The sequence below is a fragment of the Tabrizicola thermarum genome, from assembly GCF_003574395.1.
In the GTDB taxonomy this organism is placed as follows: Bacteria; Pseudomonadota; Alphaproteobacteria; order Rhodobacterales; family Rhodobacteraceae; genus Tabrizicola; species Tabrizicola thermarum.
In genome coordinates, this window is the sequence record NZ_QMJY01000018.1 from 91,129 (window position 1) to 103,307 (window position 12,179).

Consider the following 12,179-nt stretch of genomic DNA (forward strand, 5'->3'; position numbering starts at 1 on the left):
TGACCCCTCCACAACGGCTTCCTGGCGTGGTGGGCTTACCCTTTAACGGAGCACTTCCCATGAGCCGCCAAGACTATGTCTTCACGTCCGAGTCCGTCTCGGAGGGCCACCCCGACAAGGTCTGCGACCGCATCTCGGATGCCGTTCTGGATGCCTTCCTGACGGAAGAACCGAACGCCCGCGTCGCCTGCGAGACCTTTGCCACGACAAACCGGGTGGTGGTCGGCGGCGAGGTCGGCCTGTCCTCGAAAGAGGCGACCCATGCGATGATGGACCGGATCGACGGCATCGTGCGCGACTGCGTGCGCGACATCGGCTATGAACAGAAGAAGTTCCACTGGGAAAAGATCAAGGTTCACAACTACATCCACGAACAAAGCGCCCATATCGCGCAGGGCGTGGACCGCGACGGGGCGGGCGACCAGGGGATCATGTTCGGCTATGCCACGACCGAGACGCCCGAGTTCATGCCGGCGCCGATCCTGTATGCCCATGCGATCCTGCGCCGTCTGGCCGAAGCGCGGAAGTCGGGTGCCGAGCCGACGCTCGGGCCGGATGCGAAAAGCCAGCTGACGCTGCGCTATGCGAACGGGAAGCCCGTGGAGGTGACCTCGATCGTGCTGTCCACCCAGCACACGTCCAAGCGCCAGACTTCGAAGGTCATCCGCAGGATCGTAGAGCCCTATATCCGCGAAGTCCTGCCCGAGGGCTGGATCACCCGCAAGACCGAATGGCACGTCAACCCGACGGGAACTTTCGTCATCGGTGGGCCCGATGGCGACGCAGGGCTCACGGGCCGCAAGATCATCGTTGATACCTACGGTGGCGCGGCCCCCCACGGCGGCGGCGCGTTCTCCGGCAAGGACCCGACCAAGGTCGACCGCTCGGCGGCCTATGCCGCGCGCTATCTGGCGAAGAACGTGGTGGCCGCGGGCCTGGCCGAACGCTGCACCTTGCAGGTGAGCTACGCCATCGGCGTTGCAAAACCCCTGTCGATCTATGTGGACACCCACGGCACCGGCCAGGTCGAGGCCAGCCGCATCGAAAAAGCCGTGGCCGAGGTCATGGACCTGACCCCGCGCGGCATCCGCACGCATCTGGACCTGAACAGGCCGGTCTATCAGCGCACCGCGGCCTACGGCCATTTCGGCCGCGCGCCCGAAGCCGACGGCGGCTTCTCGTGGGAGCGGACCGATCTGGTGGAGGCGCTGAAGAAAGCCGTGTGAGACGGGGAGCCGTCCTTGTGGCATCGAGCCACGCGGACGGCGTCGCCACTTCGGGCTCCGGTCGCGCTTGACCCTGTCGCCTGGCTCTGTTTGAAGGCCCCGGATCAGTTCCGGGGCTTTTTCACATGACCGACGCGGGCCAACGCCGCAACTTCTACGGCCGGATCAAGGGCAAGACCCTGCGGGCAAGCCAGAAGGGCTATCTGGCCGAGGACCTTGGCCCGCTGACGCTGCGCGGGGTGACGCGGGAGGAAAACCCGTCCCGGTCTGTCCTGGACATGGGCTTCGTCAAGGGGCCCTTATGGCTTGAAGTGGGCTTCGGCGGGGGCGAGCATCTGGTGCATATGGCAGCGCGCTACCCGGAGGTGACGCTGATCGGGGCGGAGCCTTTCGTGAACGGCATCGCAATGCTTCTGGGCAAGATCCGGGGGGCGGGGGTGAAGAACCTCTGGCTGCATCCGGGCGACGTGCGCGACCTCTTTGACGTCCTGCCCGACGCCTGCCTGCAAAAGGTGTTCCTCAACTACCCCGACCCCTGGCCCAAGGCCCGCCACCACCGCCGCCGCTTCGTGACCCCGGAATACCTGCTGCCCCTGGCCCGGATCACCGCCCCGGGGGCCGAGTTCCGCGTCGCCACCGACATCCCCGACTATGTCCGCCAGACACTCGAGGAAGTTCCGCCCGCCGGGTTCACCCTTGTCGCCCAGACGGGGGAGGGCGGGGCCTGGGAAGACTGGCTGTCGACGCGCTACGAGCAGAAGGCGCTGCGCGAAGGCCGCGCGCCGCATTACCTGACGTTTCGCAGGCTCTAGCCGTGGCATGAGTATTTGGGAAAAGAGCAAGCTGCCGTGATTTGCTCTTTTCAGAAATACTCCCCCCGGAGGGTCCGACGCCGCGTCATGCGATCCGGTTCAGGTGATGGACCGCGCGGCAAGGTTGCGCTATCAGCCATGCCGGAACGCAAGGAGAGACCAAGATGTCCGGCCATGGTGACGCGCAACCGATGAAATCCCGCAAGTCCGGGCCCTTGCGGGGCGTGGCCGACGTGCCGGGGGACAAGTCGATCTCGCACCGGTCGCTGATCTTCGGCGCGCTGGCGGTGGGCGAGACGAAGATTTCCGGCCTGCTGGAAGGCCAGGATGTGCTGGACACGGCCAAGGCGATGCGGGCGTTCGGGGCGACGGTCACGCGGCACGGCGCGGGCGTCTGGACGGTGAACGGCGTGGGTGTCGGCGGGTTGCAGGAACCGGCGGATGTGATCGACTGCGGCAACTCCGGCACTGGCGTCCGGCTGATCATGGGCACCATGGCGACAACCCCGATCACCGCGACCTTCACCGGCGACGCCAGTCTGCGCAAACGTCCGATGGGTCGCGTCACCGATCCGCTGAGCCTCTTCGGCGCCCGCGCCTATGGCCGTCAGGGCGGCCGCCTGCCGATGACCATCGTCGGCGCCGCCAACCCCGTCCCGGTGCGCTATGCGCTGCCCGTGGCCTCGGCCCAGGTGAAGTCGGCGGTGCTGCTTGCCGGTCTGAACGCGCCGGGCGAGACCGTGGTGATCGAGAAGGAACCGACCCGTGACCATTCCGAGCGGATGCTGCTGGGCTTCGGGGCGCAGCTTCACGTCGACAAGACCGCCGAGGGCCATGTCATCACCCTGAAAGGCCAGCCCGAGCTGCGGCCGCAGACCGTGGCGGTGCCACGCGACCCGTCAAGCGCGGCCTTCCCGGTCTGCGCGGCGCTGATCGTCGAGGGCTCGGAGATCCTGGTCCCCGGCGTCAGCCAGAACCTGACCCGCAACGGGCTTTACCTGACCCTGGTCGAGATGGGCGCGGACATCGAGTTCCGGAACCCCCGCGAAGAGGGTGGCGAGCCGGTGGCCGACTTGCGCGTCCGGTTCTCGGGCGGGATGAAGGGGATCGAGGTGCCCCCGGACCGCGCGCCCTCGATGATCGACGAATATCCGGTCCTGTCGGTCGTCGCGGCCTTCGCCACCGGCCGCACGGTGATGCGCGGCGTCAGGGAGCTGCGGGTCAAGGAAAGCGACCGGATCGACGCGATGGCCCGGGGGCTGGAGGCCTGCGGCGTCCGCGTGGAAGAGGACGAGGATACCCTGATCGTCCATGGGATGGGGCCTGGCGGCGTTCCGGGCGGGGCGACCTGCGCCACCCACATCGACCACCGGATCGCGATGAGCTTCCTCGTCTGCGGCCTGGCGGCGAAGGCTCCGGTCGCGGTGGATGATGGCTCGCCGATCCAGACCTCGTTTCCCGTCTTCGAGGACCTGATGCGTGGCCTTGGGGCCGAGATCGAGCGGGGCTGACCTCGGCCCCCGACGCGCGCGAGGCGACGGCGTCAGAAGACGTCGATCAGGTAGAGAATGATGATGATCGGGATCGGAATGCCGATCAGCCAGGCAAGGGCGCCTTTCATGGGGTGACTCCTGTGGTTGCTCGCCCGGACAACGCCGGGCCGACGGCTGCGGTTCCCTGCGGCGTGTCCACGCGCGGGCAGGTTCCCTGGCTCAGGCAGACCCCTGACCTGGCCGCTGGCGTTCATGGATCGGCAAGGCTTGCCCTGGTCGCGAAGCCCTTCCGGATTGTGCCTGGTCAGCGCCTCAGAAGGGCCAGCGATCTTCGGCCATGGCCGTGATGGCCCGGGTGATCCTGGCAAAGCTTTCCCTTGCACGGGGGACCGTGGTCCGTGCGCGGAGGTAGCCGTGGACGAGGCCGGGTTCGGTGATCGCATGGGCGCGGCCCCCGGCCTGCACGATCTTCGCGGCATAGGCCGGGGCGTCGTCGGCGAGGGGGTCGCATTCCGCGGCGATGGCGAGGGTCGGCGGCAGGCCTGAGAAATCGGTGTCCTTCAGCGGGCTGACGGTGGGGTTTGCGTCCGGCGCGGGGCCCGCGTGGCGGATGTCCCGGTAGAAAAGGACGTCGTCGCGGGTCAGCATCGGGGCGTTCGCATGGGTGATGTAGCTGCCCGTGTTCAGATCGCCGCCGAGGCCGGGGTAGATCAGGACCTGGCCCCTGATCCTCGGATCGCCCCTCAGGGCATGGCAGGCTGCGGCGGCGAGGTTGGCCCCGGCGCTGTCGCCGACGAGGATCAGGGGGCCTTGGGCGGCAAGGGCGCGGGCCACCGCGCAAGCGTCGTCGAAGGCGGCGGGGTGGGGATGTTCCGGGGAAAGCCGGTAGTCGGCCGAGACGACGGTCAGGCCGGTCGCCCCCCGGATGTCGGCGCAGACCCCGTCGTGGGAGTGGAGGCCGCCCACCACGAAGCCGCCGCCGTGGAGGTAGAGGACGGTCGGCTGCGCGCCCGGGTAGATGCGGCAGGGGACGCCGGCGATGGGCGCGTCGTGGGAGGTCACTCCAGCCGGGTAGGGGGTGTCGAAGGCGGCGCACATCCGGTCATAGATCGCCCGCTGCTCGGCGATGGAGAGGGTGGCAGTGTCGGGTGGGTAGGTGGCGTTCGTCTGCCGAATGAAGGCCCAGGTGGGGGCGTCGACAAGGGTCTGGTAGTCGGGTTCGGTCATGGGCTCCCCCTTTGGCCGAGTGTAGGGGTGGGCGTGGCAGAGGGGAAGGGCCTTCGCCTGTCCACGCGCGGACAGGTGAGCGAGGTGAGGGATTTCAGGGGCCTGGCTGTGGGCGTCAGGCTGGTGTCAAGCAATGGCGGACGCGTCCGGGAGGTCCAGGACCTCTTGATCCAGACAGCGCAGCACCGGAACCTTCTGCCCCAGCGCGGCGGTGAAACGGTCATCGGTTCGGGCCAGCAGCTCCTCTGGAACTGCGCGCCAGGCGGTCCGCGTCTGCCAGCGGATGACGAGATGCAGCATTTCGGGGTCGGCGGCCTCGACCCAGCACTCCTTGCCGAGGAAACCGGGCTGTGCGGAAAGCGTCGCTGTCCAGATCTCGGCGTCCAGTGCCAGAAAGCGCGGACGAAGCGAGAGAGGAACGCGGAAGGTCAGTTGCTCGATCACCATGGCACGAGTGTAGGGCCGCGGGACGGATCGGGAAAGGGGGCTGGCCGCGCAGCGTAGGTCTCAGGGTGCCCGGCGGCAGGGGATGTGCCGGACGGCGCGCCCTCCGGTCGCCCGGGGTGGTGGGCCGTAGTGCTCAGCTTGCGCGCGGGTGGGGATCGGAAAGCTGCCGCGGGTGGTCGGCCCGTGCCCTTTACCCCTCCTCTGCCCACGGGCGGGCGATCGAGTGGCGTCGCCACAGCCTGCGCTGCCCTGCCGTGGTCGAGCCCGCGTCAGCCGCAGGGGCCGCCGGTGCCCGCGAGCACCCGTTCCACCCTTTCCATCAGGTCCGGCCGGGACAGGAGGGGCATATGGCCATCCTCGGGCAGGACGCAGAGAGTGGCGTTCAGCCGCGTGGCAAGGCGGCGGACTCGGGGCAGGGGGAAGATCGGGTCGTTCTGCCCGTGGAAGAACGTGATCCGGGCCCGCGAGGCCAGCGCCTCGCGCGAGAGGGTCCACAGCAGGAGGCTTGCGGATTGCGAGCGGCCCCGCCCCTCGCCCGGAGTGTTGATCTGGCCTGCGAAGGCCCGGCGCAGCCTTTCGGCCATGGCGCGTTTCTCGGGAGAGCTGCGCCAGCCGGAGCCGATGTAGAGGGTGATGAAGTAGTCCTCCCAGACGGTTTTCGCGTCAAGGCTGCCGGTGGCAAGGGCCGATCCGACGATCCCGGCGACCCCGTTCACCAGGCCCATGGCCGCGCCGGGGAAGGGAGTGGCGCTGGAAATGGCGACGACCCGCACGCGCTGACTGTCGTCGATGCGGCCTGCGGCCTCGATGGCGATGGCGGCGCCGGTGGAATAGCCCAGCAGGTTGATCCGGGCCTGGGGGTGGCGGTTGGCGAAGCCCGCTACCCAGTCAGCGGCGCGGAGGATGTCGAGGGGGGGCGAGAGGGGTTCGCCGCGCATCCCTGGCAGTCGGTATTCGACGACGAGGTGGCGGTCGGTGGTCCAGTCGTTCGCGGGGCCGAAGATGCGCGCGGTGGTCAGCGCGCCGGGGAGGAGGAAGGTGATCTCCTCGGGCGCGGCGACCTCGCGGGCGGTGTAGAGCGGCGGTTTCGCGGCCTCGGGTCGCGGGGCGCAGGCGGCGAGCATCACGGCCGCTGAGAGCACCAGCCAGGGGCGGGGTGTCACCGCATGGCCCGCCGAGGGGCGCACCCTTGTCCGGTCAGGGGGTGGGTCGGGGCGTGGGGGGCGTTCGTCCTCTCCAGGGGGGCCGGGGTGGGGGCGTCGGTGAGGGTCTGGTGGTGGTCTTGGGTCATGGGGGCCTCCCTTTGGCGGGAGTGTAGGGGCGAGGGTCGGGGAGGGGAAGGCCCCTGGCCGCGCCGCGCGCGGCGCTTGCGGCGGGGTGAGGGATTTCAAGGAGTTGGCTGTGGGCGTTAGGGACTGGTTAACTCAAGTTCCAAGTGCAACGGTTGTTGTTGTTTTTTCGAGTTCCTCGGCGAGGGCCTGTGCTGGTGTTTTCCAGCCCAGTGTCTTTCTGGGGCGGTTGTTCATGAGCTTGGCGATATGGTCGAGATCGCGCTGAGAGAACTGGCGGAGGTCAGCGCCTTTGGGCAGGAACTGGCGCAGAAGCCCGTTGGTGTTCTCGTTCGACCCGCGCTGCCATGTATGAGGCGGATCAGAAAACAGTCCGGGGGACTGTTTTCCCGCCGATTGGTGGGGATCGCAGAACCAGATGTCGATCTTCAGGCGGCGGGCGAGCTCGGGGTGGCAGGCCATCTCCGGACCCCGGTCGTAGGTCAGGCTCCGCCGCAGGAAGGCGGGCAAACGGCGCATCTGCCGGGTGAAGCCCGCCAGCGCGGCCTCGGCGCCGTTGCCCTCCATCCGCGCCAGTGTCACGAAGCGGGTCTTGCGTTCCACCAGCGTGCCGACGGACGAGCGGTTGAAGGCCCCCTTTAAGCAGATCTCCTTCCCAATGGCCGGGGACCAGGCGGGCCTCCACCTCTTCGGGCCGGTGGATAATCTTCAAGGTTTCCGGGACGATGGAACTGCCGCCCCCAGGCTTGCGCCCGATCCCCCGACCGACACCGCGCCGCAGCTTGCCCTGGCGCAGGGCTTCCACCATCGCCGCCTTCAGCCCGCCGCGCGCCTGGGCATAGATCATGGCGTAGATCGTCTCATGGCTCACGCGGGCATCGGGGATCGTCGGGGTGCATGGAACGGAGTGTCGCGGCGATCTGCTCGGGCGACCAGCGGAATGTGACGAGGTGATGCCAGACGAAGCGCCAGAGCGCCCCGCCCGGCCGGAGCTTGCGCCGGGGCCGGCAGCGTTGCCGCCGACGCGCATGCTCCTCTGCGCTCTGCTGCGGGCAATAGCCGCCCTCCGGCAGCCAACCTCGGCGCAACTCCCGACAGACCGTGCTCGCCGACCGACCGAGACACCGCGCAATCTCGCGCTGACTGCTTCCCCGACGAGCTTCGGAAAAGACGACCGCTCGCTCCGCGCAACTCAGGTGACGAAACCTCATGAAACCCGGACCCCTCAATGCCATGAGCACATGCTGCTCCGCTTCATCCTGGAGTCCGCCTAATGTTAAGGATTGGGGACGGGGCGGATCGTGACCATGCGACCCGCGGGCGACGGATCGCCCCGGACCCAGTCCGCAAGCTGTGCCGGTGGCTGGCAGACGCCTGCCGTCCCGCCGTCTGCCAGCCGTGCTGACAGATTTCACCAGTGCCTGGCCGTGCCGGGGACGACCGGGACGGCGCAGCCTGACGTGCTCAGGTCCTGGGCTTGTCGGCCGGGTCGCCGCTGCGGATGACCTCGATCTTGACCTTGGTCACGAAGGCGGCGATGGCGCCGATCACGGCCAGAAACGGGGCCGCGAGGACAACGGCACCGCCCGCAATCGCCCCGACGGTCAGGGGCAGTTCCACGATCAGATCGCCGTCCGGTTCCGTGATGCGGATCCGCTTGACCTGACCTTCGGCAGCCAGGCGCTTGACCTCGGCCACCAGCTTGTCGCCGGCGACCTCGATCTCTTCGGTCCAGGTGCGCTTCTTCGGCGGTTCCGTCGCGGCTTTGGATTTCTGGGGAATGGTTTTCCGGTCGGTCATGGGACGTCCTCCGATGGGGTTGGAAGTGCAGTATCACCGGGAATCGCAAAGGCGGCATTGATGTGGATCAGCCGGGCAGTTGTGCGGGGATGCGGCGCGTCAGGAGATGGTGCAGGCGTCGATGAGGGTCTGGCAGGCGGGCTGGATCATGGGGCCTCCCTCTGGCGGGGAGAGCAGGGGCGGGGGTGGGGGACAAAGCGCTTCGCTCGGCGGTTGGTGCGCCCGCCCGAGGGAGGGGCGGCCCTGTGTTGCCAGGGGTGGTGGGCAGATTGCCCACCTTACGGGCGGTGTCCTTGGGGAGGCGGCGGGTGGTGCGCTGCAGAGCGCCAAACGATGGGCGGGTGTGCGGTGAGCTGCGCAATGAATGCGCACCCTACGGGTTGGGGTTCGGTCGGATCATCTCCGCGCAGGCGGGGAGCCATACCCGCAAAGGAAGATGGGTCCCCGCTTTCGCGGGGATGACAGGGGGGAGGGGAGTCGGTCTGAAGCCCGACCTACGGGGCCGCACGGGGGTCGGGGCGGGCCCCGACCTGCGTCAGCGGGCGAACCGCTTGTACTTCACCCGCTTCGGCTCCAGCGCGTCGGGGCCGAGGCGGCGGACCTTGTCTTCCTCGTAGGCCTGGAAGTTGCCCTCGAACCATTCCACATGGGCGTCGCCCTCGAAGGCGAGGATGTGGGTGCAGAGGCGGTCGAGGAAGAAGCGGTCGTGGCTGATGATGATCGCGCAGCCGGCGAAATCCTCGATGGCGGCTTCCAGGGCCTGAAGCGTCTCCACGTCGAGGTCGTTGGTCGGTTCGTCAAGGAGAAGGACGTTGCCCCCGGATTTCAACAGCTTGGCCATGTGGACGCGGTTGCGTTCGCCGCCCGACAGCAACCCGACCTTCTTCTGCTGGTCGGTGCCCCTGAAGTTGAACGCGCCCGTATAGACGCGCGAGTTCATCGCGAGGTCGCCCAGATGGATGACCTCGGCCCCGCCGGAGATTTCCTCCCATACGGTCTTGTCAGGGTCGAGCGCGTCGCGCGACTGGTCGACATAGGCGAGCTTCACCGTCTCGCCCAGCTTGATCGTGCCCTCGTCGGGTTGTTCCTGGCCGGTGATCATGCGGAACAAGGTCGACTTGCCCGCGCCGTTCGGGCCGATGACGCCGACGATGGCGCCGGGGGGGACGGTGAAGGACAGGTCCTCGATCAGAAGCTTGTCGCCCATGGCCTTCTTCAGGCCCTCGACCTCGATCACCTTGTTGCCCAGGCGTTCGCCGTTCGGGATGATGATCTGGGCGGTGGTGGCGCGTTCGGTGACGGTTTGGCTGGCCATCTCGTTGTAGCGGTTGAGACGCGCCTTGCCCTTGGCCTGCCGCGCCTTGGCCCCGGAACGGATCCATTCCAGTTCCTTTTCCAGCGCTTTCTGGCGCGACTTGTCCTCGCGCGCTTCCTGCGCCATGCGCTTGGCCTTCTGTTCCAGCCAGGAGGAATAGTTGCCCTCGTAGGGAATGCCGCGGCCGCGGTCGAGTTCCAGGATCCAGCCGGTGATGTCGTCCAGGAAATAGCGGTCGTGGGTGACGATCAGGATCGTGCCCTTGTAGTCGATCAGGTGCTTCTGCAGCCAGGCGATCGACTCGGCGTCGAGGTGGTTGGTAGGTTCGTCCAGAAGCAGCATGTCGGGCTTTTCGAGGAGGAGCTTGCAGAGCGCCACCCGACGGCGTTCCCCGCCCGACAGCGTGGTCACGTCGGCATCGTCCGGCGGGCAGCGGAGCGCGTCCATCGCGACGCCCACGGTCGCGTCCAGTTCCCACAGGTTCTGGGCGTCGATCTGGTCCTGCAACTGGGCCATCTCGTCCGCCGTCTCGTCCGAGTAGTTCATGGCGAGTTCATTGTAGCGGTCGAGGATCGCCTGCTGCTTGGCCACGCCCAGCATGACGTTTTCCTTCACCGTCAGCGCGGGGTCGAGGTATGGCTCCTGTGCGAGATAGCCGACGGTGGCGCCCTTGGCGGCCCAGGCCTCGCCTTTGAAATCCTTGTCGATCCCGGCCATGATCTTGAGCAGCGTGGATTTCCCCGCGCCGTTCACGCCGACGACGCCGATCTTCACGCCGGGCAGGAAGTTCAGGTGGATGTTTTCAAAGCAGGTCTTGCCGCCGGGATAGGTCTTGGAGACGTTCTCCATGTGATAGACGTATTGATAGCTGGCCATGGCTCCGGGTTCCTGACATCTGGGGTTGGCGCACATGTAGCGGTGAAGGGGCGGGGCTGCAACGGTCGGCGGGCTTGTGCGGGTCGGGCGGTTCGGCTTTTCTCGGCCGCGTGGGAGGACGGGTCCGATGCGGCAGGGGTTTCCGGTGGCGACCAGGGGGATGGTCGTGGGGCTGCTTGGCGGGTCGTTCGATCCGGCGCATGAGGGGCATGTGCACATCACGCGTGAGGCGCTGAAGCGGATGGGGCTGGATCAGGTCTGGTGGCTGGTGACGCCTGCGAACCCGTTGAAGGCGCGCCAGCCGGCGCCGCTGGCGGACCGGATCGCGCGGGCGCGGGCGGTGATGCGGCATCCGCGCGTGAAGATCACGGCGCTGGAGGCGCGGCTGGGGACGCGGGCGACGGCGGATACGATCGACCGGCTGCGGGCCGTTTATCCCGGTGTGACCTTCGTCTGGCTGATGGGGGCGGACAATCTGGTGCAGTTCCATCGCTGGGGCCGCTGGCGCGACATCCTGCGCAGCGTGGCCGTGGGCGTGCTGGCCCGGCCGGGGTCGGGGGTGCAGGCGCGGCTGTCCGTAGCGGCGCGGGCGTTCCGGGTGCATCAGGTGGCGCGCGGCGAGAACCTGCGCGGCCACAGGCCTCCGGTCTGGGCTTTCGTGAACCTGCCGATGAACGATGCCTCCTCCAGCGAAATCCGGGCGCGGGGCGGGTGGCGGGCAGGGCGGTGACGGCGCGCGCGCGGGGCGGGTCCGGTCAGAGCCGCTTTTCCATCCAGGTATCGGCCGGCGCGCCGGTGTAGGGGGCGCAGTCGCGCCAGCCCGTTGCGCGGTAGAGCGCGACTGCCTCGGACAGGGCGGAGTTGGTGTCGAGCTTCAGCGCGACCAGACCCATGGCCCGCGCCTCGTCCTCGATGGCGGTCATAAGCCGGCGGGCGAGGCCCTGGCCGCGCGCTGTCGCATCGACCCAGAGCCGCTTGACCTCGGCGGTTGCGCCGTCAAGCGGGCGCAGCGCGACGCAGCCCACCGGCAGATCGTCGGACCAGGCCACGAGGCAGCGGCCCTGCGGCGGGCGGTAGCGGTCGGCCCCGGGGTCGGGGAGCGGGAAGAGATCGGGCGTGGCATCCGGGACGCGGGCGACCAGTTCGGCGACATAGGCCTGCCAGCAGGCCAGCACCTCGGGGCTGTCGGGATCGGCGGGGCGGATCTCCATCTGGTCGCGGTTCAGCACCGTGGCGATCAGGTCCATCGCGGCCACCAGTTCGGCCGCGCGCGACCCGGCGCGGGCGAGAAGCCGGGCCGCCCGGGCATGGCCGATGGCATCATAGGCCGCAACTTCGGCCTCACCCGCCGGTGTCAGCCGGGCGATGCGGCGGCGGCGGTCGGCGGGGTCGGCCGCAGTCTGGATCAGCCCCTCGCGTTCCAGGCTGCGCAGGAAGCGGCTCATCAGCCCCGAATCCAGCCCCAGCCGATCCCGGATCAGCGCCACATCCGTCCCTTCGGGACGCACCATGACCAGAACCCGGACCGCGCCGAGTGGACGCCCCCGGCCCAGAAACGACGTATCCAGTGCCCCCACCTCGCGGGTGACGGCACGGTTGAAGCGGCGCAGGCGCGCGACGGCATCCAGCATGATGGCAGACCCCGGTCAGGTATTTCGTCTGACTGTAGTCAGGCAATCTTGTCACGCAAGTGC

Annotated in this window: 11 protein-coding genes, 1 pseudogene and 1 riboswitch; of the genes and pseudogenes, 4 read left to right on the top strand and 8 right to left on the bottom strand. The window is 68.3% G+C overall.

All coding sequences use genetic code 11. The features are described from left to right. Positions 1 to 2 precede the first annotated feature (2 nt). A riboswitch (SAM-SAH riboswitch) is annotated at positions 3 to 53 on the top strand. Between the two features lie 6 nt (positions 54 to 59). The 3 genes from metK to aroA all read left to right on the top strand — a co-directional run bounded on the left by metK (position 60) and on the right by aroA (position 3,549). Next, positions 60 to 1,226 carry a methionine adenosyltransferase gene (gene metK, locus D5084_RS08690; protein WP_128515133.1) on the top strand — a complete coding sequence of 389 codons (1,167 nt, stop codon included), beginning with the start codon at positions 60 to 62 and terminating at the stop codon, positions 1,224 to 1,226. 125 nt (positions 1,227 to 1,351) lie between these two features. Next, the gene (trmB, locus tag D5084_RS08695) at positions 1,352 to 2,038 is read left to right on the top strand and encodes a tRNA (guanine(46)-N(7))-methyltransferase TrmB (protein ID WP_128515134.1); all 687 of its coding nucleotides are present in this window, start codon (positions 1,352 to 1,354) and stop codon (positions 2,036 to 2,038) included. A 164-nt stretch (positions 2,039 to 2,202) separates the two neighbouring features. Continuing rightward, positions 2,203 to 3,549: a 3-phosphoshikimate 1-carboxyvinyltransferase gene (aroA, locus tag D5084_RS08700; RefSeq protein WP_128515135.1), complete on the top strand. Its 1,347-nt coding sequence runs from the start codon at positions 2,203 to 2,205 to the stop codon at positions 3,547 to 3,549. Positions 3,550 to 3,581: 32 nt separating this feature from the next. On the opposite strand, the gene D5084_RS08705 is transcribed toward aroA, so the two are convergent. From D5084_RS08705 to ettA, 7 genes and pseudogenes are all read right to left on the bottom strand, one after another. Next, the gene (locus D5084_RS08705) at positions 3,582 to 3,785 is read right to left on the bottom strand and encodes a hypothetical protein (RefSeq protein WP_128515136.1); all 204 of its coding nucleotides are present in this window, start codon (positions 3,783 to 3,785) and stop codon (positions 3,582 to 3,584) included. A 58-nt stretch (positions 3,786 to 3,843) separates the two neighbouring features. Further along, positions 3,844 to 4,758 carry an alpha/beta hydrolase gene (locus D5084_RS08710; RefSeq protein WP_128515137.1) on the bottom strand — a complete coding sequence of 305 codons (915 nt, stop codon included), beginning with the start codon at positions 4,756 to 4,758 and terminating at the stop codon, positions 3,844 to 3,846. Between the two features lie 126 nt (positions 4,759 to 4,884). Further along, positions 4,885 to 5,205: a TIGR03792 family protein gene (locus tag D5084_RS08715; protein ID WP_128515138.1), complete on the bottom strand. Its 321-nt coding sequence runs from the start codon at positions 5,203 to 5,205 to the stop codon at positions 4,885 to 4,887. Positions 5,206 to 5,474: 269 nt separating this feature from the next. Beyond that, positions 5,475 to 6,392: an alpha/beta fold hydrolase gene (locus tag D5084_RS08720; RefSeq protein ID WP_128515139.1), complete on the bottom strand. Its 918-nt coding sequence runs from the start codon at positions 6,390 to 6,392 to the stop codon at positions 5,475 to 5,477. A gap of 237 nt (positions 6,393 to 6,629) precedes the next feature. Next, positions 6,630 to 7,705 (bottom strand): annotated as a pseudogene (locus D5084_RS18990) (IS30 family transposase). Positions 7,706 to 7,958: 253 nt separating this feature from the next. Beyond that, positions 7,959 to 8,294, bottom strand: coding sequence for a DUF4342 domain-containing protein (locus D5084_RS08730; RefSeq protein WP_128515140.1), 336 nt, complete (start codon positions 8,292 to 8,294; stop codon positions 7,959 to 7,961). Between the two features lie 535 nt (positions 8,295 to 8,829). After that, the gene (ettA, locus tag D5084_RS08735) at positions 8,830 to 10,485 is read right to left on the bottom strand and encodes an energy-dependent translational throttle protein EttA (protein ID WP_128515141.1); all 1,656 of its coding nucleotides are present in this window, start codon (positions 10,483 to 10,485) and stop codon (positions 8,830 to 8,832) included. A 127-nt stretch (positions 10,486 to 10,612) separates the two neighbouring features. Here ettA and D5084_RS08740 point away from each other — a divergent pair, with 127 nt between their 5' ends. After that, positions 10,613 to 11,215, top strand: coding sequence for a nicotinate-nucleotide adenylyltransferase (locus tag D5084_RS08740; RefSeq protein ID WP_128515142.1), 603 nt, complete (start codon positions 10,613 to 10,615; stop codon positions 11,213 to 11,215). A gap of 25 nt (positions 11,216 to 11,240) precedes the next feature. On the opposite strand, the gene D5084_RS08745 is transcribed toward D5084_RS08740, so the two are convergent. Next, a complete protein-coding gene (locus tag D5084_RS08745) occupies positions 11,241 to 12,116 on the bottom strand; it encodes a bifunctional helix-turn-helix transcriptional regulator/GNAT family N-acetyltransferase (RefSeq protein ID WP_128515143.1) in 876 nt (291 codons plus the stop codon). Between the last annotated feature and the right edge of the window lie 63 nt (positions 12,117 to 12,179).

What these genes read in the sequence shown, in the direction of transcription:
- metK (WP_128515133.1), top strand. Translation starts at nt 60, where the DNA reads ATGAGCCGCCAAGACTATGTCTTCACGTCCGAGTCCGTCTCGGAGGGC.
- trmB (WP_128515134.1), top strand. Translation starts at nt 1,352, where the DNA reads ATGACCGACGCGGGCCAACGCCGCAACTTCTACGGCCGGATCAAGGGC.
- aroA (WP_128515135.1), top strand. Translation starts at nt 2,203, where the DNA reads ATGTCCGGCCATGGTGACGCGCAACCGATGAAATCCCGCAAGTCCGGG.
- D5084_RS08705 (WP_128515136.1), bottom strand. Translation starts at nt 3,785, where the DNA reads ATGAACGCCAGCGGCCAGGTCAGGGGTCTGCCTGAGCCAGGGAACCTG.
- D5084_RS08710 (WP_128515137.1), bottom strand. Translation starts at nt 4,758, where the DNA reads ATGACCGAACCCGACTACCAGACCCTTGTCGACGCCCCCACCTGGGCC.
- D5084_RS08715 (WP_128515138.1), bottom strand. Translation starts at nt 5,205, where the DNA reads ATGGTGATCGAGCAACTGACCTTCCGCGTTCCTCTCTCGCTTCGTCCG.
- D5084_RS08730 (WP_128515140.1), bottom strand. Translation starts at nt 8,294, where the DNA reads ATGACCGACCGGAAAACCATTCCCCAGAAATCCAAAGCCGCGACGGAA.
- ettA (WP_128515141.1), bottom strand. Translation starts at nt 10,485, where the DNA reads ATGGCCAGCTATCAATACGTCTATCACATGGAGAACGTCTCCAAGACC.
- D5084_RS08740 (WP_128515142.1), top strand. Translation starts at nt 10,613, where the DNA reads ATGCGGCAGGGGTTTCCGGTGGCGACCAGGGGGATGGTCGTGGGGCTG.
- D5084_RS08745 (WP_128515143.1), bottom strand. Translation starts at nt 12,116, where the DNA reads ATGCTGGATGCCGTCGCGCGCCTGCGCCGCTTCAACCGTGCCGTCACC.